General features: G+C 63.6%; 22 protein-coding genes. 4 read left to right on the forward strand and 18 right to left on the reverse strand.

Annotation, left to right across the window (positions count from 1 at the left end; all coding sequences use genetic code 11):
* Nucleotides 1–114 precede the first annotated feature (114 nt).
* A complete protein-coding gene (gene recR / locus ACNFBR_RS25660) occupies nucleotides 115–717 on the forward strand; it encodes a recombination mediator RecR (RefSeq protein WP_025754785.1) in 603 nt (200 codons plus the stop codon).
* Between the two features lie 139 nt (nucleotides 718–856).
* On the opposite strand, the gene ACNFBR_RS25665 is transcribed toward recR, so the two are convergent.
* The 16 genes from ACNFBR_RS25665 to ccoN (ACNFBR_RS25740) all read right to left on the reverse strand — a co-directional run bounded on the left by ACNFBR_RS25665 (nucleotide 857) and on the right by ccoN (ACNFBR_RS25740) (nucleotide 16,725).
* Nucleotides 857–1,405 (reverse strand): adenine phosphoribosyltransferase, encoded by a 549-nt coding sequence (locus tag ACNFBR_RS25665; RefSeq protein ID WP_009683910.1) that lies wholly within the window; start codon nucleotides 1,403–1,405, stop codon nucleotides 857–859.
* A gap of 55 nt (nucleotides 1,406–1,460) precedes the next feature.
* On the reverse strand, nucleotides 1,461–2,195 hold the full coding sequence (fnrA, locus tag ACNFBR_RS25670) for a Crp/Fnr family transcriptional regulator FnrA (RefSeq protein ID WP_012273416.1): 735 nt from the start codon (nucleotides 2,193–2,195) through the stop codon (nucleotides 1,461–1,463).
* A gap of 186 nt (nucleotides 2,196–2,381) precedes the next feature.
* Nucleotides 2,382–3,764: an oxygen-independent coproporphyrinogen III oxidase gene (hemN, locus tag ACNFBR_RS25675; RefSeq protein WP_416737329.1), complete on the reverse strand. Its 1,383-nt coding sequence runs from the start codon at nucleotides 3,762–3,764 to the stop codon at nucleotides 2,382–2,384.
* Nucleotides 3,765–3,949: 185 nt separating this feature from the next.
* Nucleotides 3,950–4,633 carry a sulfite exporter TauE/SafE family protein gene (locus ACNFBR_RS25680; protein WP_416737330.1) on the reverse strand — a complete coding sequence of 228 codons (684 nt, stop codon included), beginning with the start codon at nucleotides 4,631–4,633 and terminating at the stop codon, nucleotides 3,950–3,952.
* Complete coding sequence (gene ccoS, locus ACNFBR_RS25685) at nucleotides 4,626–4,841, reverse strand: cbb3-type cytochrome oxidase assembly protein CcoS (protein ID WP_416737331.1); 216 nt, start codon at nucleotides 4,839–4,841, stop codon at nucleotides 4,626–4,628. Before ccoS ends, ACNFBR_RS25680 begins: the two co-directional genes overlap by 8 nt.
* Nucleotides 4,820–7,294 carry a heavy metal translocating P-type ATPase gene (locus ACNFBR_RS25690; RefSeq protein ID WP_416737333.1) on the reverse strand — a complete coding sequence of 825 codons (2,475 nt, stop codon included), beginning with the start codon at nucleotides 7,292–7,294 and terminating at the stop codon, nucleotides 4,820–4,822. Before ACNFBR_RS25690 ends, ccoS begins: the two co-directional genes overlap by 22 nt.
* A 156-nt stretch (nucleotides 7,295–7,450) precedes the next feature.
* Nucleotides 7,451–7,978, reverse strand: coding sequence for a FixH family protein (locus tag ACNFBR_RS25695; protein ID WP_416737334.1), 528 nt, complete (start codon nucleotides 7,976–7,978; stop codon nucleotides 7,451–7,453).
* 15 nt (nucleotides 7,979–7,993) lie between these two features.
* Complete coding sequence (gene ccoG / locus ACNFBR_RS25700) at nucleotides 7,994–9,409, reverse strand: cytochrome c oxidase accessory protein CcoG (protein ID WP_416737336.1); 1,416 nt, start codon at nucleotides 9,407–9,409, stop codon at nucleotides 7,994–7,996.
* Nucleotides 9,410–9,699: 290 nt separating this feature from the next.
* A complete protein-coding gene (ccoP, locus tag ACNFBR_RS25705; RefSeq protein WP_416737338.1) occupies nucleotides 9,700–10,677 on the reverse strand; it encodes a cytochrome-c oxidase, cbb3-type subunit III in 978 nt (325 codons plus the stop codon).
* Entirely contained in the window at nucleotides 10,674–10,871 is a 198-nt protein-coding gene (locus tag ACNFBR_RS25710) for a CcoQ/FixQ family Cbb3-type cytochrome c oxidase assembly chaperone (protein WP_012273408.1), read from the reverse strand. The genes ccoP (ACNFBR_RS25705) and ACNFBR_RS25710 overlap by 4 nt, the downstream gene beginning before the upstream one ends.
* Nucleotides 10,872–10,876: 5 nt before the next feature.
* On the reverse strand, nucleotides 10,877–11,485 hold the full coding sequence (gene ccoO / locus ACNFBR_RS25715) for a cytochrome-c oxidase, cbb3-type subunit II (protein ID WP_016488340.1): 609 nt from the start codon (nucleotides 11,483–11,485) through the stop codon (nucleotides 10,877–10,879).
* Nucleotides 11,485–12,927, reverse strand: a complete 1,443-nt coding sequence (ccoN, locus tag ACNFBR_RS25720; protein ID WP_003254284.1) for a cytochrome-c oxidase, cbb3-type subunit I — start codon at nucleotides 12,925–12,927, stop codon at nucleotides 11,485–11,487. The genes ccoO (ACNFBR_RS25715) and ccoN (ACNFBR_RS25720) overlap by 1 nt, the downstream gene beginning before the upstream one ends.
* Before the next feature lie 613 nt (nucleotides 12,928–13,540).
* Nucleotides 13,541–14,482 carry a cytochrome-c oxidase, cbb3-type subunit III gene (ccoP, locus tag ACNFBR_RS25725; RefSeq protein ID WP_416737339.1) on the reverse strand — a complete coding sequence of 314 codons (942 nt, stop codon included), beginning with the start codon at nucleotides 14,480–14,482 and terminating at the stop codon, nucleotides 13,541–13,543.
* Nucleotides 14,479–14,673, reverse strand: a complete 195-nt coding sequence (locus tag ACNFBR_RS25730) for a CcoQ/FixQ family Cbb3-type cytochrome c oxidase assembly chaperone (protein ID WP_336335866.1) — start codon at nucleotides 14,671–14,673, stop codon at nucleotides 14,479–14,481. The genes ccoP (ACNFBR_RS25725) and ACNFBR_RS25730 overlap by 4 nt, the downstream gene beginning before the upstream one ends.
* Before the next feature lie 5 nt (nucleotides 14,674–14,678).
* The gene (gene ccoO / locus ACNFBR_RS25735) at nucleotides 14,679–15,287 is read right to left on the reverse strand and encodes a cytochrome-c oxidase, cbb3-type subunit II (RefSeq protein WP_264360190.1); all 609 of its coding nucleotides are present in this window, start codon (nucleotides 15,285–15,287) and stop codon (nucleotides 14,679–14,681) included.
* Between the two features lie 13 nt (nucleotides 15,288–15,300).
* The gene (ccoN, locus tag ACNFBR_RS25740; RefSeq protein WP_416737340.1) at nucleotides 15,301–16,725 is read right to left on the reverse strand and encodes a cytochrome-c oxidase, cbb3-type subunit I; all 1,425 of its coding nucleotides are present in this window, start codon (nucleotides 16,723–16,725) and stop codon (nucleotides 15,301–15,303) included.
* 50 nt (nucleotides 16,726–16,775) lie between these two features.
* Here ccoN (ACNFBR_RS25740) and ACNFBR_RS25745 point away from each other — a divergent pair, with 50 nt between their 5' ends.
* Complete coding sequence (locus ACNFBR_RS25745) at nucleotides 16,776–17,468, forward strand: alpha/beta family hydrolase (protein WP_416737341.1); 693 nt, start codon at nucleotides 16,776–16,778, stop codon at nucleotides 17,466–17,468.
* Between the two features lie 99 nt (nucleotides 17,469–17,567).
* Here ACNFBR_RS25745 and ACNFBR_RS25750 read toward each other — a convergent pair whose 3' ends face one another.
* The gene (locus ACNFBR_RS25750) at nucleotides 17,568–17,852 is read right to left on the reverse strand and encodes a pyrimidine/purine nucleoside phosphorylase (RefSeq protein WP_033699336.1); all 285 of its coding nucleotides are present in this window, start codon (nucleotides 17,850–17,852) and stop codon (nucleotides 17,568–17,570) included.
* 72 nt (nucleotides 17,853–17,924) lie between these two features.
* Nucleotides 17,925–18,476 carry an exonuclease domain-containing protein gene (locus tag ACNFBR_RS25755; RefSeq protein WP_416737342.1) on the reverse strand — a complete coding sequence of 184 codons (552 nt, stop codon included), beginning with the start codon at nucleotides 18,474–18,476 and terminating at the stop codon, nucleotides 17,925–17,927.
* Between the two features lie 171 nt (nucleotides 18,477–18,647).
* Between ACNFBR_RS25755 and ACNFBR_RS25760 the strand changes: the two genes are divergently transcribed.
* Both ACNFBR_RS25760 and ACNFBR_RS25765 read left to right on the forward strand, forming a co-directional pair.
* Nucleotides 18,648–19,448, forward strand: coding sequence for a substrate-binding periplasmic protein (locus ACNFBR_RS25760; RefSeq protein ID WP_416737379.1), 801 nt, complete (start codon nucleotides 18,648–18,650; stop codon nucleotides 19,446–19,448).
* 63 nt (nucleotides 19,449–19,511) lie between these two features.
* Complete coding sequence (locus tag ACNFBR_RS25765) at nucleotides 19,512–20,525, forward strand: GNAT family N-acetyltransferase (protein ID WP_416737343.1); 1,014 nt, start codon at nucleotides 19,512–19,514, stop codon at nucleotides 20,523–20,525.
* The last annotated feature ends 6 nt before the right edge of the window (nucleotides 20,526–20,531 follow it).

Raw genomic sequence — 20,531 nt, forward strand, 5'->3', positions numbered from 1 at the left:
ACAACAGTGGCGGTTTTTTTTGCAGAGATTTCAACCCAGGCGCGGTCTACTGATTTGACGGCAATGCCCCCGCTGGGTATAAACCGCCTCTTATTGAATTGTCAGGCCTTTCCCATGAGCTTCAGCCCCCTCATTCGCCAACTGATCGATGGCCTGCGCATCCTGCCCGGTGTCGGCCAGAAAACCGCCCAGCGCATGGCTTTGCAGCTGCTCGAGCGTGACCGCAGCGGCGGCCTGCGCCTGGCCCAGGCCCTGACCCAGGCCATGGAAGGGGTAGGCCATTGCCGTCAGTGCCGCACCCTGACCGAGCAGGAGCTGTGCCCGCAATGTGCCGACACGCGCCGTGACGATACCCAGCTGTGCGTGGTCGAGGGGCCGACCGATGTGTATGCGGTGGAACAGACGGGCTACCGTGGCCGTTACTTCGTGCTCAAGGGCCACCTGTCGCCGCTGGATGGCCTGGGGCCGGAGGCGATCGGCATTCCGCAACTGATGGCGCGGATCGAAGAGCAGGGCACCTTTACCGAGGTGATCCTGGCGACCAACCCGACGGTGGAAGGGGAGGCGACGGCGCATTACATTGCGCAGTTGCTGAGCGAGAAGGGGCTTGTGGCTTCGCGGATTGCCCATGGCGTGCCACTGGGCGGGGAGCTGGAACTGGTGGATGGCGGGACCTTGGCCCATGCCTTTGCCGGGCGGCGGCCGATTTCGCTCTGATTCATTGGGGCCGCTTTGCGGCCCATTCGCGGCACAAGGCCGCTCCTACAGGGGTTCGCGAAATATCCGAAAATTGCGCCGTCCCTGTAGGAGCGGCCTTGTGCCGCGAATGGGCTGCGAAGCAGCCCCAAAAGCCAACTCAATATTCGCTAAGCGAAAACTCGGTCAGGCAAAAAGTCGGCACACCCGCCGCTTGCAGCCGGCGCGACCCGTCCAGCTCCGGCAGGTCAATGATCGCCGCCGCCTCGAACACCTGCGCCCCGGTACGACGCACCAGGTTGGCCGCTGCCAGAAGCGTGCCGCCAGTCGCAATCAAGTCATCGAAGATCAGCACCGAATCGCCTTCGCACAGGCTGTCGGCATGCACTTCCAGGAAGGCTTCGCCGTACTCGGTCTGGTAACCCTCGCTCAGCACGTCAGCCGGCAGCTTGCCCTGCTTGCGGAACAGGATCAGTGGCTTGTTCAACTGGTGGGCGATGATCGAGCCGATCAGGAAGCCCCGCGCGTCCATGGCGCCGATGTGGCTGAACTCAGCCTCGACATAGCGCTCGATGAACTGGTCGGCCACATAGCGAAGCCCGCGTGGCGACTGGAACAGCGGGGTGATATCGCGGAAGATCACACCCGGTTTGGGGAAGTCCACTACCGGGCGGATCAGGGCTTTGAGGTCGAAGGCGTCGCTGTGCATCGTTGCGGGTATCCTGGGAAAACGAATGCCCAAGTATACCCGCTAAACACCGGCCTCAGGCCTCGATTGCACCACCGGCCAGCGCACATAGCTGGATCGGGTCGAGGATATGCACTTCCTTGCCTTCAGCGCGCAGCAGGCCGTTTTGCTGGAAGCGAGTGAACACCCGCGACACGGTTTCTACCGCCAGGCCCAGGTAATTGCCAATTTCGTTGCGCGACATGCTCAGGCGGAACTGATTGGCCGAATAGCCGCGGGCGCGGAAGCGTGCCGACAGGTTGACCAGGAAGGTGGCGATACGCTCGTCGGCGGTTTTTTTCGACAGCAGCAGCATCATTTGCTGGTCGTCGCGGATTTCCCGGCTCATGACCCGCATCAGCTGGCGGCGTAGCTGAGGCAGCTGCACCGACAGCTCGTCAAGCCGCTCGAACGGGATCTCGCACACCGAGGTTGTTTCCTGGGCCTGGGCCGATACCGGGTAGGCCTCGGTGTCCATGCCCGACAGGCCGACCAGCTCGCTGGGCAGGTGGAAGCCGGTGATCTGCTCTTCACCGCTGTCGCTGAGGCTGAAGGTTTTCAGGGCGCCGGAACGTACTGCGTAGACCGAGCCGAAATTGTCACCCTGGCGGAACAGGAACTCGCCTTTCTTCAGCGGGCGGCCGCGTTTGACGATTTCATCCAGTGCATCCATGTCTTCCAGGTTCAGCGAAAGAGGCAGGCACAGGGGGGCCAGGCTGCAATCCTTGCAATGGGCCTGGTTGTGTGGGCGCAGTTTGACTGGCTCGGACATTTGAATCGATCCTTGTGGGAAAGCACACATAAGTCGTAAGGGTAACCCACGACATAGGGTGTAGGCCAGTGTGCGCGATGATGGTGCGCGCTGGCGAAACCCCGACAGGTGGCCTGCCGGGAGTCCTTGTACGCCCATAGTGTGCTTGGCAAGGACACTTGTCCATGCGGTCGAACGCCTCGGTTTTCAGATCACCCGCGAGAAGCGCTGGCGGTTTTGCATCGCCAGGTAGGCGTCGAACACCATGCATACCGAGCGCGCCAGCAGGCGGCCGGCCGGCAGAATGCGAATGCCCTTGTCGTCCAGGCTGATCAGGCCGTCGCGCTGCAAGGTCAGTAGCTCAGGCCAGAGGTCGTTGAAGTAGCCACGAAAATCGATGGTGAAGGCCTGTTCGATGGGTTCGAAATCCAGCTCGAAATGGCAGATCAGCTGCTGGATCACCGCCCGGCGTACACGGTCGTCGTGGTTGCACAGCAAGCCACGCTGGGTGGCCAGCTGGGCGTTGGACAGGCTGTCCTGGTAGGTGTTGAGGTCACTGCTGTTCTGGCAGTACAGGTCGCCGATCTGGCTGATCGCCGACACGCCCAGGCCAATCAGGTCGCAGTGACCGTGGGTGGTGTAGCCCTGGAAGTTGCGCTGCAGGGTGCCTTCTTCCTGGGCAATGGCCAGCTCGTCGTCCGGCAGGGCGAAGTGGTCCATGCCGATGTAGCGGTAGCCGGCGGCGGTCAGTTGGTCGATGGTGGCGTGCAGCATCTCAAGCTTGGCAGTGGCGCTGGGCAGGTCGTTGCTGTCGATGCGCCGTTGCGGCATGAAACGCTCGGGCAGGTGGGCATAGTTGAACACCGACAGGCGGTCGGGCTGCAGGCGGATCACCTCGTCGACGGTGCGGGCAAAGCCTTCCGGGGTTTGCTTGGGCAGGCCGTAGATCAGGTCGAGGTTGACCGAGCGGAACTGCAGCGTGCGTGCCGCCTCGATCAGGGTGCGGGTCTGCTCCAGGCTCTGCAGGCGGTTGACCGCGCGTTGCACGGCCGGGTCAAGGTCCTGCACGCCCAGGCTGACGCGATTGAAGCCCAGTTCGCGGAGCAGGCCCATGGTCGACCAGTCGGCTTCGCGGGGGTCGATCTCGATGCCATAGTCGCCGGAGTCGTCGTCCAGCAAGTGGAAGTGCTGGCGCAGGGTGGCCATCAGCTGGCGCAGTTCCACATGGCTGAGGAAGGTCGGTGTGCCGCCGCCAAAATGCAGCTGCTCGACCCGCTGTTTAGGGTCCAGGTGGCAGGCGATCAGCTGGATCTCCTGTTCCAGGCGCTGCAGGTAGGGCGCGGCACGGGCGCGGTCCTTGGTGATGACTTTGTTGCAGGCGCAGTAGTAGCAGATGTTGGCGCAGAACGGCACATGCACGTACAGCGACAGCGGGCGCACGGCCCGACGGCTCTCGCGCAGGGCGTGGAGCAGGTCGAACGAGCCCACCTCGCTGTGCAGTTGCACGGCGGTCGGGTAAGAGGTGTAGCGAGGCCCGGCCAGATCGTAGCGGCGGATCAGGTCGGTATCCCAACGAAGGTCGTCGAGCATGAGGGCGGTCCCCGGAAAGAGCAGCAGTGCACCGGAGTCTATGGCTGTCTGTGGGGATCCGTGTTGACTTGTATCAAGGGCATTGGGGCTGCTCCGCAGCCCTTCGCGGGCTCGCCCGCTCCCACAGGGGGCGCATGTTCCTGTGGGAGCGGGCAAGCCCGCGAAGGGCCGCAAAGCGGCCCCCGTCAATGCCCCATCAACCAGTGCTGGTGTGGCCCTGGCAGGGTCCAGAGGCCAAACAGCATCACCAGCATCCCGCCAGCTACCCGCACGCTGCGCCGCCGCAACAACGCGTTCACCCGCTCCGCCGCCAGCCCCGTGGCCAGCAAAACCGGCCAGGTACCCACCCCGAACGCCAACATCAACGCGGCGCTGTGGCCGGCATTGCCCTGGCTGGCCGCCCACAGCAGCGTGCTGTACACCAACCCGCACGGCAGCCAGCCCCACAGGGCACCCAGCAGCAACGCCCGGGGCAGACTGGACACCGGCAGCAAGCGCGATGCCACTGGCTGGATATGCCGCCAAAGCCCGCGGCCCAGCGCTTCGATACGGGTCAGCCCGCTCCACCAGCCGGCCAGGTACAGACCCATGGCAATCAGCAGCAGCGCCGCCACCACCCGCAGCGCCAATGCCGCCGGGCTGCTGGCCACGGCCCAGCCGGCCAGGCCCAGCAACAAACCGGCACTGGCATAGCTGAGAATACGCCCCAGGTTGTAGGCCAGCAGCAGGCGCAGGCGCTTGCCCCGTTGTTCGGGTGGGATGGCCAGGGTCAGTGCACCCATCAGGCCGCCGCACATGCCCAGGCAGTGGCCGCCACCGAGCAGGCCAAGGACCAGTGCCGAGCCAAGCAGAGGAAGCAGGTCAGGCACGGGGTGGTGGTTCCTTGTCGGCGTCGGCCGGGGCGTCGTCGGGTTTCACCGCCGCTTGGTGGCGTGGGTCCTGGTCGTCGAACAAGATGCTGTGGGCGGGGCCTTCAAGGTCGTCGTACTGGCCGCTGTCCACCGCCCAGAAGAAGATGTACACAGCCACGCCGACCAGCAGCAGGGCTGCGGGGATCATGACATAGAGGGCGGGCATGGCGACTTCCTCCCAGGCAAGGGCGCATCGTGGGGCGGCGAGCCCGATACCAATGGCATGCGGGTCAGGCGCAGGGCGTTGAGCACTACGATCAGCGAGCTGACCGACATGCCGATGGCGGCCCATACCGGGGTGATCCAGCCGAGCGCGGCAAACGGCAACATCAGGCCATTATACAGGGTCGCCCACAGCAGGTTTTCGAGGATGTTGCGGCGGGTGCGGCGCGCCAGGTCGAAGGCTTGCACCAGCGCCTGCAGGCGGTTGGACAGCAGCACGGCATCGGCACTGGTTTTGGCCAGGTCGGTGGCGCTGCCCATGGCGATGCTGATGTCGGCGGCGGCCAGCACCGGCACATCGTTGACGCCGTCACCGAGCATCAGCACCTTGCACCCTTGTGCCTGCAGCGCCTTCAGCCGGTCCAGTTTGTCGTCCGGGCGCAGGCCGCCAATGGCCTGGTCGATGCCCAGTTGCGCGGCCACTTCGGCAACCATCGGTGAGCTGTCCCCCGATAGCAGCAGGGTGCGCCAGCCACGCGCCTTGCAGGCCGCGAGCAGGGCCGGGGCATCATCGCGCAGGCGGTCGTCCAGGCCGAACCAGGCCAGTGGCCCCTGGCGGTCGCCCAGCAGCAGCCACTGGCCGCGTGGCTCCGGCACGCCGGGGATTTCCGTGCCGCTCAAGGCGCAGACGAAGGTGGCTTGGCCTATGCGCAAGCGCTGGCCGTCCACTAGCCCCTCCAGCCCCAGGCCGGGCACGGTCTGGACATCCTCGGCAGGCGTGGCGGTACGGCCGAAGGCGCGGGCGATGGGGTGTTCGGAGCGGTTTTCCAATGCGGCGGCAAGGGCCAGGCAGCGGTCGGCTGGCTGGCTGCCGAGCGGGCGAATGCTGCGCAGGGTCAGGCGGCCTTCGGTCAGCGTGCCGGTCTTGTCGAAGATGACCGTGTCGATCTGGTTCAGGCCTTCCAGCACATGGCCGCGGGTCACCAGCAGGCCGAGCTTGTGCAAGGTACCGGTGGCCGCGGTAAGCGCTGTTGGCGTGGCCAGGGACAGCGCGCAAGGGCAGGTCGCCACCAGCATCGCCAGCACGATCCAGAACGCCCGCGTTGGGTCCAGGTGCCACCACCACAGGCCGATGGCCACGGCGGCCAGCAGTGAAAACAGCAGGAACCACTGCGAGGCGCGGTCGGCAATCTCCGCCAGGCGCGGTTTTTCGGTCTGGGCGCGCTCCAGCAGGCGCACGATGGCCGACAACCGTGAGTCGTGGCCGAGAGCTTCGACTTCCACGTTCAGGGTGCTTTCGACATTCAGCGTGCCACCGGTCACCCGTTCGCCAACCCGGCGCGGTTGCGGCAGGTATTCGCCGGTCAGCAGTGATTCGTCGACACTGGAGCGGCCCTCGACGATGCGCCCGTCGGCGGGGATTACCGCACCTGGCAGCACTTGCACGGTGTCACCGCAGTGCAGCTCGCTGAGCAGGATGCGTTCGCTGCGGCCGATGGCGTCCAGGCGCAGGCACGAGGCCGGCAGCAGGTTGACCAACTGCGCGGTGGCCGCGGCCGTGCGTTCGCGGGCACGGCGCTCCAGGTAGCGGCCAGTGAGCAGGAACAGGGCGAACATGCCCACCGTGTCGAAATACAGCTCGCCGCTGCCGGTGATGGCCGTCCAGATGCCGGCACCGAAGGCCAGGCCAATGGCCAGTGACACCGAAACGTCCATGGTCAGGTGGCGGGTGCGCAGGTCGCGCGCCGCGCCTTTGAAGAACGGTGCACAGCTGTAGAACACGATGGGAATGGTGAGGAACAGCGCCACCCAGCGCAGGATGGTGTGCAGCTCGGGCGACAGGTCGATGTTGAATTCCGGCCAGGTGGCCATGGTTGCCATCATCGCCTGGAACCACAGCAGCCCAGCCACGCCCAGACGACGCAGGGCGCTGCGGTTTTCTCGGGCCAGCTGTTCGGCGGCCTGGTCGGGCTGGTAGGGGTGGGCGGCGTAGCCGATCTGGCGCAGTTCGGCCAGCAGGCGCGAGAGCGGAATCTGCTTGTCGTCCCAGTTCAGCAGCAGCCGGTGGTTGGACAGGTTCAGACGTGCCTCGGCGACGCCGGGCAGGTTGCGCAGGTGCTTTTCGATCAGCCAGCCGCAGGCGGCGCAGCTGATGCCTTCGACCAGCAGGGTGGTTTCGGCCAGCGCGCCTTGGTGGCGGACGAAGGTTTGCTGCACGTCGCTGCGGTCATAAAGGGCCAGCTCGTCATGCAGTTGCCTGGGCAGGGCCTCGGGATTGGCGCTGTTGTCACTGCGGTGTTGGTAATAGTGTTCCAGGCCACCGGCGACGATCGACTCGGCCACCGCCTGGCAGCCGGGGCAGCAGAACTGTCGGGGCTGGCCGAGGACCACGGCGGTGAAGCGGCTGCCGGCGGGGACGGGCAGGGCGCAGTGGTAGCAGGGGGTGGGCTGGGTCATTACTTCATTGCCTTACACAAATCGGCCGGTCGGGCACGCATCCCTGTAGGAGCGGCCTTGTGCCGCGAAAGGGCTGCAAAGCAGCCCCAACAAACCATGCTGCGAAGCCGAGGTCGTGGGGCCGCTTCGCGCCCCTTTCGCGGCACAAGGCCGCTCCTACAAGTGCTCTGCGCCTTGAATGGCTTCATCACCCAGTTGCAATGTAACCCCGTGTTCGACTTTTTCCTCCTCGAACAAGCGCCACACCTGGCTCCCTTCGCTGCCCAGCAGTTCGACAAAGCGGCGCCCGTCGACCTTGTCTTCCAGTTGCCCCACGTAGCGCCCTGCCTCGACCCGGCTCAACAGCACCTTGCGGTCTTTCTCTGGCTGGGTGGGTGAAATCAGGTTCAACTCCAGGCTTTGCGGGTCGCTGCTACCGGTCAGGCGCAGGTCCACTTCGCCCGTCAGTTCGTCCAGGTGCACGCTGGCCTTAAGGCCCAGGTTCTGCGCCAGCAACTCACGGTCCAGCGAGCGGTTGATGCCCTTGCCGGCCTCGTAGTAGTTGTCGTTCACCAGGTTGTCCGGGTTGTTCACGGCGATGCTGACCATGGTCAGGCTCAGGCACACCGAAGTGGTGAGGATGCCAATGATGATCCAGGGCCAGAGGTGCTTGTACCAGGGGCTGGCGGCGGTGGCGGCAGGCATTGTGGGTTATCTCTCTTAGCGGATCTGTGGGCCGATGAACCGGCTCTTGGCTTCAACCTGGGCGTCGCTGTCGTCGGCGCTCTTGAGGATGAAGGTGATTTCATTGGTGGTCGATGGCAACTTCTCGGGGGCGACCGACAGTTGCACCGGCAAGCTGACGATATCACCCGCGGCCACGCGGATCTCGCGCTGGCCTTCGAGTTTGAGGTCCGGCAGGCCGGCGGCATCCAGCACGTAGACGTGGTCGCGCTGGTCCTTGTTCATCACCTTCAGGCTGTACACGTTCTCGATCCGGCCCTGAGCGTTTTCGCGGTACAGCACGCGGTCCTTGCTGACGTCGAAACCGACCAGCGAACGGGTGGCGAAAGCGGTGGCCAGGCCGATGATCATCACCAGCAGTACCACGGCATAGCCGATCAGGCGCGGGCGCAGCATGTGGGTCTTCTGCCCGGACAGGTTGTGTTCGGTGGTGTAGCTGATGAGCCCTTTGGGGTAGTTCATCTTGTCCATGATGCTGTCGCAGGCGTCGATGCACGCGGCGCAGCCGATGCACTCGATCTGCAGGCCGTCACGGATGTCGATGCCGGTAGGGCAGACCTGTACGCACATGGTGCAATCGATGCAGTCGCCCAGGCCTTGGGCCTTGTAGTCGGCGTCTTTTTTCCGTGGCCCGCGGGTTTCGCCACGGCGCGGGTCGTAGGACACGATCAGCGTGTCCTTGTCGAACATCACGCTCTGGAAGCGTGCGTAAGGGCACATGTAGACGCACACCTGCTCGCGCAGCCAGCCGGCGTTGCCATAGGTGGCGAGGGTGAAGAAACCGACCCAGAAGTAGGCCCAGCCATCGGCCTGGCCCGTGAAGAACTCGATCACCAGTTCACGGATTGGCGAGAAGTAGCCGACGAAGGTCATGCCGGTGACGAAGCCAATCAGCAGCCACAGGCTGTGCTTGGCGAACTTGCGCAGGAACTTGTTGCCGCTCATGGGGGCTTTGTCGAGCTTCATGCGCTGGTTGCGGTCACCCTCGGTGACCTTTTCGCACCACATGAAAATCCACGTCCATACGCTTTGCGGGCAGGTGTAGCCGCACCAGACGCGGCCTGCGTATACGGTGACGAAGAACAGGCCGAAGGCGGCAACGATCAGGATGCCCGACAACAGGATGAAGTCTTGCGGCCAGATTGTGGCGCCGAAGATGTAGAACTTGCGTTCGGGCAGGTTCCACCACACGGCCTGGTGGCCGCCCCAGTTCAGCCACACGGTGCCGAAGTACAGCAGGAACAGCACTGCCCCACCGACCATGCGCAGGCGACGGAACAGACCGGTAAAGGCGCGGGTGTAGATTTTTTCGCGGGAGGCGTAGAGATCGACGGAATCCTTCCCTTTGTTGGCAGGCGGGGTTACATCATGTACCGGAATTTGCTTGCTCATCATCAAGTCCCACGGCAGTGGAGAAACGCCGCGGCCAGTGCGTGCCGGCCGCAGTCTCGCGCAATCTGCTAGCGCTCTGCGGTCCATGATACGCCGCTGTTGGCGGTATGGGGCCGCACTGCGACGTTTAGTCGCGTTGGGTTCGTGGTGTGAATCGTGTTATGGCGGGTGTCAATTGATCCAGGTCATCAGCCTGTGAGAAATGCTTGACTGTACCGGCCTCTTCGCGGCTGAAGCCGCTCCCACAGGGGTCGTAGGAGCGGCTTCAGCCGCGAAAGGGCCGGGCCTGCTTACTCAGCCTTGGCCGGTTCGGCCTGGTGCGACAGGCTGTAGACATAAGCCGCCAGCAGATGCACCTTGTCATTACCCTGCAGTTGCTCCTGGGCCGGCATCTGCCCTTGGCGACCATAACGAATGGTCTGCTGCAGCTGGGCAAAGCTCGATCCGTAGATGAACGCCTGCGGGTGGGTCAGGTTCGGCGCGCCCATGGCGGGTGTGCCTTTGCCTTCCGGGCCGTGGCAAGCCACGCAGTTGGCGGCGAAGATCTTCTGCCCGTTCTCGGCATCGGCCTTCGCGCCTTCTGGCAGCGTGCGGCCATCGAGCTTGCTGACCACGAACGCCGCCACGTCAGCCACACCCTGGTCGCCGATCACCTCGGCCCAGGCCGGCATCACGCCATGGCGGCCGCCCATGATGGTGGTTTTGATGGTGTCTGGCTCGCCGCCCCAACGCCAGTCGTTATCGGTCAGGTTGGGGAAGCCGAAGGCGCCCTTGGCGTCGGAACCGTGGCACACCGAGCAGTTCGAGGCGAACAGTCGCGCGCCCATTTTCAGTGCTTGCGGGTCCTTGGCCACGTCCTCGATGGGCATGGCGGCGAACTTGGCGAAGATCGGCCCAAAACGGGCGTCGGCCTTGGCCATTTCCTTTTCCCACTCGTGCACGCCGGTCCAGCCCGGCTGGCCGTTGGAAAACTCGGTCTGCTTGTCGTTATCCAGGTACGAATAGCCCGGCAGGATGCCTTTCCAGTTGCCCAGGCCCGGGTACAGCACCAGGTAGCCGAGGGCGAAGATGATGGTGCCGACGAACAGCCAGAACCACCATTTCGGCAGGGGGTTGTCGTACTCCTCGATGCCATCGAAGGCATGCCCGACGGTTTCGTCGGTAACCTCTTCGCGCTGGCCCTTGCGGGTCGACAGCAGCAGCCAGGTCAACGAGAAGATGGTGCCCAGGGTCAGGACGGTAACGTACAGACTCCAGAAGGTTGTCATTGTTGTTTGCTCCCAGAAGCTTTTGCGTGCTCTTGCTCGACGTGGCGGCAGGCCTCGGGGTCATCCGCGAAGGGCAGTTGGGTCGCTTCGTCGAAGTCCTTTTTGCGCCGTGGGTTGAACACCCACAGCGCCAGGCCCACGAAGGCCACCATCACCACGACGGTGCCCAGGCCGCGAATCATCCCGATATCCATCAGCGTCACCGTTTGCTCTTGATGATGGTGCCAAGACCCTGCAGGTACGCGACGATGGCGTCCATTTCGGTCTTGCCCTTGACCGCGTCACGTGCGCCAGCAATGTCGGCGTCGGTGTACGGGGTACCGAGTGTGCGCAGCACTTCCAGCTTTTTCGCGGTGTCCTTGCCGTCGAGCTTGTTCTCGACCAGCCACGGGTAGGATGGCATCTTCGATTCCGGTACTACGTTGCGCGGGTTGTACAAGTGCGCACGGTGCCAGTCATCGGAGTAGCGGCCACCGACGCGGGCCAGGTCCGGCCCGGTGCGCTTGGAGCCCCACAGGAACGGGTGGTCCCACACGCTCTCGCCGGCCACCGAGTAGTGGCCGTAGCGCTCGGTTTCTGCGCGGAACGGGCGAATCATCTGCGAGTGGCAGCCTACGCAGCCTTCGCGGATGTAAATGTCGCGGCCTTCCACTTCCAGCGCGGTGCGCGGCTTCATGCCTTCCACCGGTTTGTTGGTAACGTCCTGGAAAAACAGCGGGACGATCTGGGTCAGGCCACCGACGCTCACGGCGATGACCATGAAGAAGGCCAGCAGGCCTATGTTCTTCTCGACGGCTTCATGCTTCATCAGTGCGCTCCCACAACGACGATCTTGGCGGCTTCCTCAGCCTGTGCCGGGTTGGCGGCACGCACGGTACGGAACACGTTGTAGGCCATCAGCAGCATGCCGCTGGCGAAGAACGCACCGCCCAGGGCGCGGACGATATAGCCAGGGTGGCTGGCCTGCAGGGCTTCGACGAAGGAGTAGGTGAGGGTGCCGTCATCGTTGATGGCGCGCCACATCAGGCCTTGGGTGATGCCGTTGACCCACATCGAGGCGATGTACAGCACGGTACCGATGGTGGCCAGCCAGAAGTGCGCGTTGATCAGGCCGATGCTGTGCATCTGCTCGCGGCCGTAGAGTTTCGGGATCATGTGGTACACGGCGCCGATCGAAATCATTGCCACCCAGCCGAGGGCGCCGGCGTGGACGTGGCCGATGGTCCAGTCGGTGTAGTGCGACAGCGAGTTCACGGTCTTGATGGCCATCATCGGGCCTTCGAAGGTGGACATGCCGTAGAACGCCAGCGAAACGACCAGGAAGCGCAGGATCGGGTCGGTGCGCAGTTTGTGCCAGGCACCGGACAGGGTCATCATGCCGTTGATCATGCCGCCCCAGCTTGGTGCCAGGAGGATGATCGACATCACCATGCCCAGCGACTGCGCCCAGTCAGGCAGGGCGGTGTAGTGCAGGTGGTGCGGGCCGGCCCAGATGTACAGGGTGATCAGCGCCCAGAAGTGCACGATCGACAGGCGATACGAGTAGATAGGCCGTTCGGCTTGCTTGGGCACGAAGTAGTACATCATCCCCAGGAAACCGGTGGTGAGGAAGAAGCCCACGGCGTTGTGGCCATACCACCACTGGATCATCGCGTCGGTGGCGCCGGAGTAGGCCGAGTACGACTTGAACAGGCTCACCGGCAGCGAGATGTGGTTGACGATGTGCAGCATCGCGGTCACCACGATGAAGGCGCCGTAGAACCAGTTGCCGACATAGATGTGCTTGGTCTTGCGCTTGACGATGGTGCCGAAGAACACCAAACCGTAGGTCACCCAGACGATGGCCAGCAGGATCGCCAGCGGCCACTCGAGCTCGGCGTATTCCTTGGTGGTGGTGTAGCCCATCGGCAGGGTGATCAGCGCGCCGACGATCACTGCCTGCCAACCCCAGAAGGTGAAGGCGGCCATGCTGTCGGAGATCAGCCGGGTCTGGCAGGTGCGCTGCACCACGTAGTAGCTGGTGCCGAACAGCGCACAGCCCCCGAAGGCGAAGATCACCAGGTTGGTGTGCAGCGGGCGCAGGCGGCCGAAGCTGGTCCAGGGCAGGTCCAGGTTCAGTTGCGGCCATACCAGCTGCGAGGCGATGAAGACGCCGAGGCCCATGCCAAGGATCCCCCAGACCACCGTCATGATGGCGAACTGGCGGACGACCTTATAGTTATAAGCAGTCGGACTGATTGCTGTGCTCATTCTAAGGTTCCACGGTTTTGATGTTCTTGTTGGTCGAAAAATCGGCGCCAGTATTGATAACCAGCACGGTTACCGCAACGCAACTTTGGTACGCCGACCCGTGTCCGAGCCCGTTCACTGATGTCCCGCAGTGATCGGGTCTGGACGATTGTACACAAATAAATATTTGTAATGTGTACCGTTTTTCATCTTTTTCTGATCGAACGGTCAAGCTTTTTCGGGGCGGCGACAGGCTATGCGCCGCGTCTGCTTCGGTCCTTTCGGCGCGAAGCCCACTGAGGCAACAAGCTTAGTTCTGTTCGGAGGGGGTGCAAGGGAGGGGGTGGAGCGGGAGGGGGGCTTGAGTGTTGTGGTGGGGCGGATATCGAGCGCCGCCCGCGCGGCGCATCGCGAGCGAAGCTCGCTCCTACATTTGTTTCGGGCCAGTAACGCCAGCGCCAACGCGCGCGCCCGCCTTGTTGGTACGACGTGATATCGAGCCATGTACCAAAGCGTTCGCGCGCAAATCCCACAGGACTAACTGGCCCGAAACAAATGTAGGAGCGAGCTTCGCTCGCGATGCGCCGCGCGGGCGGCGCTCGATCTCACAGACGCCGAACCTCTCTCGGCGAACTCACTTGGCAGTCACAGTTTCAGCAGCACCCTCCTGCGACAGGCTATACACGTAAGCCGCCAGCAGGTGCACTTTGTCATTGCCCTGGATCTCGGCCTGCGCCGGCATCTGCCCCTGGCGACCATAACGAATGGTCTGTTGCAGCTGGGCAAAGCTCGACCCATAGATGAACGCCTGCGGGTGAGTCAGGTCGGGCGCGCCCATGGCTGGGGTGCCCTTGCCTTCAGGCCCGTGGCAGGCCACGCAGTTACCGGCGAAGATCTCCTTGCCCTTGGCCGCGTCGGCCTTGATCCCTTCCGGCAGGGTGCGGTCATCGAGGTTGGTCAGCACGAACGCTGCCACATCGGCCACGCCTTGCTCGCCGATCACTTCAGCCCAGGCCGGCATCACGCCATGGCGGCCGTTCATGATCGAAGCCTTGATGGTCTCCGGTTCGCCGCCCCAGCGCCAATCCTTGTCGGTGAGGTTGGGGAAGCCGTAGGCGCCCTTGGCGTCCGAGCCGTGGCACACCGAGCAGTTGGATGCGAACAGGCGGCTGCCCATCTTCAGCGCCTGTGGGTCCTTGGCCACTTCTTCCACGGGCATGGCGGCGTACTTGGCAAAGATCGGCCCGAATTTGGCATCGGCCCTGTCCATTTCCTTCTGCCATTCATTCGCCCCGGTCCAGCCATTTTCATAGCCCGGCAGGATGCCTTTCCAGTTGCCCAGGCCTGGGTAGAGGATCAGGTAGCCAACCGAGAACACCAGGGTGCCGACGAACAACCAGAACCACCACTTGGGCAGCGGGTTGTCGTATTCCTCGATGCCGTCGAAGCTGTGGCCCATGGTCTGATCGGTGGTGTTCTTGCTCTCGCCCTTGCGGGTGGCGAGCAGCAACCAGGTCAGGCCAATCAGGCTACCGATGGTCAGTACGCTGATATACGTACTCCAGAAGGTGGTCATTGCCCGTTACTCCTTTTTGCAGCAGGTTCCTGTCCGGCAGGGGGCAGGCGGTCGTCGACGAAGGGCAGCAGGCGCGCTTCGGCGAAATCACGGTCACGGCGGCGGTTGAAAACCCACAGCGAGAGGCCAATGAAGGCGATCATCACCACCAGGGTGCCCAGGCCGCGGATCATGCCGATATCCATTTCCATCGCACTCACCTCTTGTTCTTGATCGCGGTGCCGAGCACCTGCAGGTAGGCGACCAGCGCATCCATCTCGGTCTTGCCCTTGACCGCGTCGCGGGCACCGGCAATGTCGTCGTCGGTGTACGGCACGCCCAAGGTGCGCAAGGTGCGCATCTTGACGTCGGTATGGCTGTTGTCGACCTGCTGGGCGACCAGCCACGGGTACGACGGCATCTTCGACTCCGGCACCACGTTGCGCGGGTTGTACAGGTGCGCACGGTGCCAGTCGTCCGAGTAGCGCCCGCCGACCCGGGCCAGGTCTGGCCCGGTGCGCTTGGAGCCCCACAGGAACGGGTGGTCCCATACGCTTTCACCGGCCACCGAGTAGTGGCCGTAGCGCTCGGTTTCGGCGCGGAACGGGCGGATCATCTGCGAGTGGCAGCCCACGCAGCCTTCGCGGATGTAGATATCGCGGCCTTCCAGCTGCAGCGCGGTGTAGGGCTTCATGCCTTCCACCGGCTTGTTGGTGACGTCCTGGAAGAACAGCGGGACGATCTGGGTCAGGCCGCCGATGCTGACGGCGAACACCATCAGCAGGGCCATCAGGCCGACGTTTTTCTCGATGACTTCATGTTTCATCAGGCGTTTCTCCTCAAGCCAACTGGGCGTTCGCAGGGGCGACGTCAAGCGCTGGCGAACGCACGGTGCGCCAGGTGTTCCAGGCCATCAGGAACATGCCGCTGAGGAAGATCGCGCCGCCGACGAAGCGCACGACGAAGCCGGGGTGGCTGGCCACCAGGGTTTCGACGAACGAGTAGGTGAGCGTGCCGTCGCTGTTGACCGCCCGCCACATCAGGCCCTGGGCGATGCCGTTGACCCACATCGAGGCGATGTACAGCACGGTGCCGATGGTGGCCAGCCAGAAGTGCGCGTTGATCAGCCCGAGGCTGTACATGCGCTCCTTGCCGAACACTTTGGGGATGGTGTGGTACAGCGCACCGATCGAGATCATCGCTACCCAGCCGAGGGCGCCGGCGTGCACGTGACCGATGGTCCAGTCGGTGTAGTGCGACAGCGAGTTCACGGTCTTGATGGCCATCATCGGGCCTTCGAAGGTGGACATGCCGTAGAACGCCAGCGAAACGACCAGGAAGCGCAGGATCGGGTCGCTGCGCAGTTTGTGCCAGGCGCCCGACAGGGTCATCATGCCGTTGATCATGCCGCCCCAGCTCGGTGCCAGCAGGATCAGCGACATCACCATGCCCAGCGACTGCGCCCAGTCGGGCAGCGCGGTGTAGTGCAGGTGGTGCGGGCCGGCCCAGATGTACAGGGTGATCAGCGCCCAGAAGTGCACGATCGACAGGCGATAGGAATACACCGGGCGTTCGGCCTGCTTGGGCACGTAGTAGTACATCATCCCCAGGAAGCCCGCGGTCAGGAAGAAGCCCACCGCGTTGTGGCCGTACCACCACTGCACCATGGCGTCGGTGGCGCCGGCGTAGACCGAGTACGACTTGGTCAGGCTGACGGGCAGTTCCAGGTTGTTGACGATGTGCAGCAGTGCCACGGTGAGGATGAAGGCACCGAAGAACCAGTTACCCACGTAGATATGCTTGGTGTTGCGCTTCATCAGCGTGCCGAAGAACACGATGGCGTAGCCCACCCAGACGATGGTGATCAGGATGTCGATCGGCCATTCCAGCTCGGCGTATTCCTTGGAGCTGGTGTAGCCCAGCGGCAGGCTGATGGCCGCCAGCACGATCACCAGTTGCCAGCCCCAGAAGGTGAACGCGGCCAGGCCCGGTGCGAACAGGGTGGTCTGGCAGGTGCGTTGCACCGAATAATAGGAGGTGGCGAACAGCGCGCAGCCGCCGAACGCGAAGATCACCGCATTGGTATGCAGGGGGCGCAGGCGGCCGAAGCTGGTCCAGGGGAGGTCAAAGTTGAGGGAAGGCCAGGCGAGCTGGGCGGCGATGAAGACGCCGAGCCCCATCCCGACGATTCCCCACACCACCGTCATGATGGCGAATTGGCGGACCACCTTGTAGTTATAGGCGGTACTGCTGGTTGTGTTCATGTATGGGTTCCCATCCACGGTTATTTGGCAGGCTTTACAGCGAGGCAAGCATGATTAATGGGCAAAGTGCCGGTATTGACGGGGATCAATGGGCGAAGGTCGCAAATGTCCCAGGCTTGCGCTGCGATCTTGCGCGGGGCGAAGGGAAAGATGGCTACAAGGGCTGTTTGATCCTGGCCCATGGCGCGGGTGCGCCGATGGACAGCGGGTTCATGGACGAAATGGCGCAAAGGCTTGCGGCGCTTGGGGTAGCGGTAGTGCGCTTCGAGTTTCCGTACATGGCCGAGCGCAGGGTTGGCGGCGGCAAGCGGCCGCCCAACCCACAGAAGGTGTTGCTGGAATGCTGGCGCGAGGTGTACCGGCAGGTGCGACCTTTGGTCGCGGGAAAGTTGGCCGTGGGTGGCAAGTCCATGGGCGGGCGCATGGCCAGTTTGCTGGCCGATGAATTGGGCGCGGACGCGCTGGTGTGCCTGGGGTATCCGTTCTACGCGGTGGGTAAACCCGAGAAGCCGCGGGTCGAGCACTTGGCCGCGTTGAAAACCCCGACGTTGATCGTGCAGGGCGAGCGAGATGCGCTGGGTAACCGCGAGGCGGTGGCAGGGTATGCGTTGTCGCCGGCGATCGAGGTGAGCTGGCTAGTGGCGGGTGACCATGACCTGAAGCCGTTGAAGGCCTCTGGGTTCAGCCATGAGCAACATATGCAGGCGGCGGCTGAGAAGGTTGCTGATTTCCTGGGGAAATAGTGCTGGATGCTTCGCGGGCGTGCCCGCTCCCACAAGGACTGCAGCGCAGCACCCTGTGGGAGCGGGTTTACCCGCGAAGAGGCCGGTACAAGCCGGCGCTTAGTCGCGGTACTCGCACAGGTAAGCGGTATCCACCGCCACCTTCAGCTGGAACTTGCTGTCGGCGGCAACATTGAACTTGTCGCCGGCATTGAAGGTTTCCCAGTTGTCGCTACCTGGCAGTTTCACGGTCAGTGCGCCCGATACCACGTGCATGATCTCGCGCTTGGCAGTGCCGAACTCGTATTCGCCCGGGGCCATGACGCCGACAGTGGCCGGGCCTTCTTCGCCCGCGAATGCGATCGACTTGACGGTGCCGTTGAAGTACTCGTTGACCTGGAACATGGGCGACTCCTGAAAAGGGGATGAAAAAGGGCTGGCCAGTATGCCCAAGCCCACAGGCCTCGTCATCTGCTTTCAGGGGCTGTTGGCGGGCAGGGTCAAGGGTAATAGCCGCGCCGTGTTGCGCGCATCTTCCAGGGCCCGGTGCTGCTGCCCGCAAAAGTGCATGCCGGCCAGCTGCAGGGCACCGTTCAGGCCGGTCGGGCGCTGCAGATGGCGGGCTTTGGCAAAGCGTTGCTTCAGGTTGATGTGAGGCAATGTGCGCAGCAGGCTGTCGAGCCCATGCTGCTGCCATTCCTGGTGCAACTGCTGGCGGTCGTAGTCGCCCCAGCTGACCCAGGCCTGAAGTTGCCCACGGTGGTGCCCGAGCCATCGTTCGAAGTTTGCCCATACCTCGCGAAATGGCGCGGCGCTGTCCACGTCTATCTGGCTGATATGGGTCAGCTCACGGCAGAACGGGGTCAGTTGCGGCCGCCGCCGTGGCCTTACGAAACGCTGGAAATGGTCGACCTCGCGGCCTTCGCGGGTGACCAGGCTTGCACCAATTTCAATGACTTCCATCTCTGTGACCGGCCACCCACCCTCGTCGGTGGTGGCTTCCAGGTCGATCACCAACCAATGGCCCATACCAGGCTCCCTTGCAGATCCTGCTAGAGCGTAGCCAATGTCTGGGCATACGGCACCCTATGGCATTTTGCCGCCTGCTTTGGCACAAAGAGCAGGCTCCGGCAGTTGTGCCGCCCCTGGAAAACGCCTAGCTTAAGCGAACCCAGGCATGAACCGTGATGAGTGTCCGTCTTGACTCCAGCGCCCGGCCAAAAGGCCTTGTCCACCCTGATGCTGCTGGCCGTGTTCTGGTTGGCGGCACCGGCATGGGCGGGCGATGCTGTTGAGGTGAAGATTGGCGCGGCGCATTTCCCGCCCTACACGGTGCGCCCCGAACAAGGCGCCGACACCGGCCTGTTGCCGCAACTGGTCGACGCGCTCAACCGCTTGCAGCAGGGTTATCACTTTGTCCTGGTGCCCACGTCCATCCAGCGGCGTTTCGGTGACTTCCAGCAAGGCCGCACCGACATGGCTATTTTCGAGAACCCGCAGTGGGGCTGGGAGCAAATTGCCCACCAGACCGTGGACATGGGCCTGGAGGATGCCGAAGTGTTCGTCGCCCGCCAGGCAAACGGCAGCGACCCGCATTACTTCGATGACCTGCGCGGTAAACGCCTGGCGTTGTTCAATGGCTACCACTACGCGTTCGCCAACTTCAACCCCGACCCGGGCTACCTGCGCAAGACGTACAACGCGACCCTGACCTATTCCCATGACAGCAACCTGCTGATGGTGCAGGCAGGCCGTGCCGATATCGCCCTGGTCACGCGCTCCTACCTCAGCGATTTCCTCGCACGCAACCCGGCGAGCAAGGCGCAGCTGGTGCCTTCGCAACGCATTGACCAGGTCTATCACCACTACGCCTTGCTGCGCCCGGGGGCGCCTATTGGCGAGCAATCGTTCGCCGGCCTGCTGCGAGACCTGCGCAACAGCGGTGAACTGGCGCGGATCTTCGAGCCCTACCGCATCACGGTCTCGGCCCCCGGCGACTAAATTCACGCAGCGCGGCAACGTTCACAGCAGTGAGCCTTTTCTTCATTTTCGTGAGTCAAGCCCATGCCGTTCGATGCCGCTTCGCAGCCCCAGTCACCGCCACGTTGGCGCAGTCTCAGTGCCGAGGAGGGTGACAGCTGGCTGAGCCTCACCCTTGAAGGCCGTCCACTGATTCAGGTTCGCCTCGAGGCGGGCGCCACCCTGCACGTCCACCTTGATCGGCTGTGCCCCGAGCGCCCTTATCAAGCCTTGTGGGCAGCCTGCTATTGGTTGCTGTCCCGCGACACGGCATGCCAGCGCCTGGTCTGGCATTTGCCCGAGGTGCAGCCCCAGGCGCTGGCCAGTGGCTTGCTGCTGGTGGCTGAGCAGCCCGGCCAGTATCTGTGCGAGCGGGCGCTGTTCTGGCAGTTGCCACAGCCTTGGCTGGGTGAGTCGATGGCGGCGGTGTACCCGCAGCAGATGCAGATCAGCCATGGCAAGCGCCACCCGCGTCGCGCGCCCAAACCCCGTGGCGAAGTGTATCGGCGCTTCGATGCGCGCCTGGGTAGCTGGGTGTCGCTGCGTACGCTGGAGATCGAACACGACCTGGAGCGCTTCAACCGCTGGCAGAACAACCCGCGTGTGGAAGCGTTCTGGCAGGAAGGTGGCACCCTTGCGCAACATCATGAGTACCTGAGCAAGCTCGAGGCCGACCCGCATACCCTGACGCTGATTGGCTGCTTCGATGATCAGCCGTTTGCCTACTTCGAGGCGTACTGGGCCAAGGAGGACCGCATTGCGCCGTTCTACCCGGCCGATGACTACGACCGCGGCATCCACATGCTGGTAGGGGAGGAGAGCCATCGCGGGCCGCACAAGGTGGCCAGCTGGCTATCGGCGCTGGTGCACTACCTGTTCCTGGATGACCCGCGCACCCAGCGGGTGGTGGCCGAGCCGCGCGCGGACAACGGCAAGATGATCGGCTACATGCACGACCAGTGCTTCCATTGCGACAAGGAGTTCGACTTCCCGCACAAGCGCGCGGCGCTGATGATTCTGGGGCGGGAGCGGTTCTTCGATCGTTGCAAGCTGGTTTGAGGGGTG

Origin of the sequence: Pseudomonas sp. NY11955 (assembly GCF_048068035.1) — a bacterium.
GTDB lineage: Bacteria > Pseudomonadota > Gammaproteobacteria > Pseudomonadales > Pseudomonadaceae > Aquipseudomonas.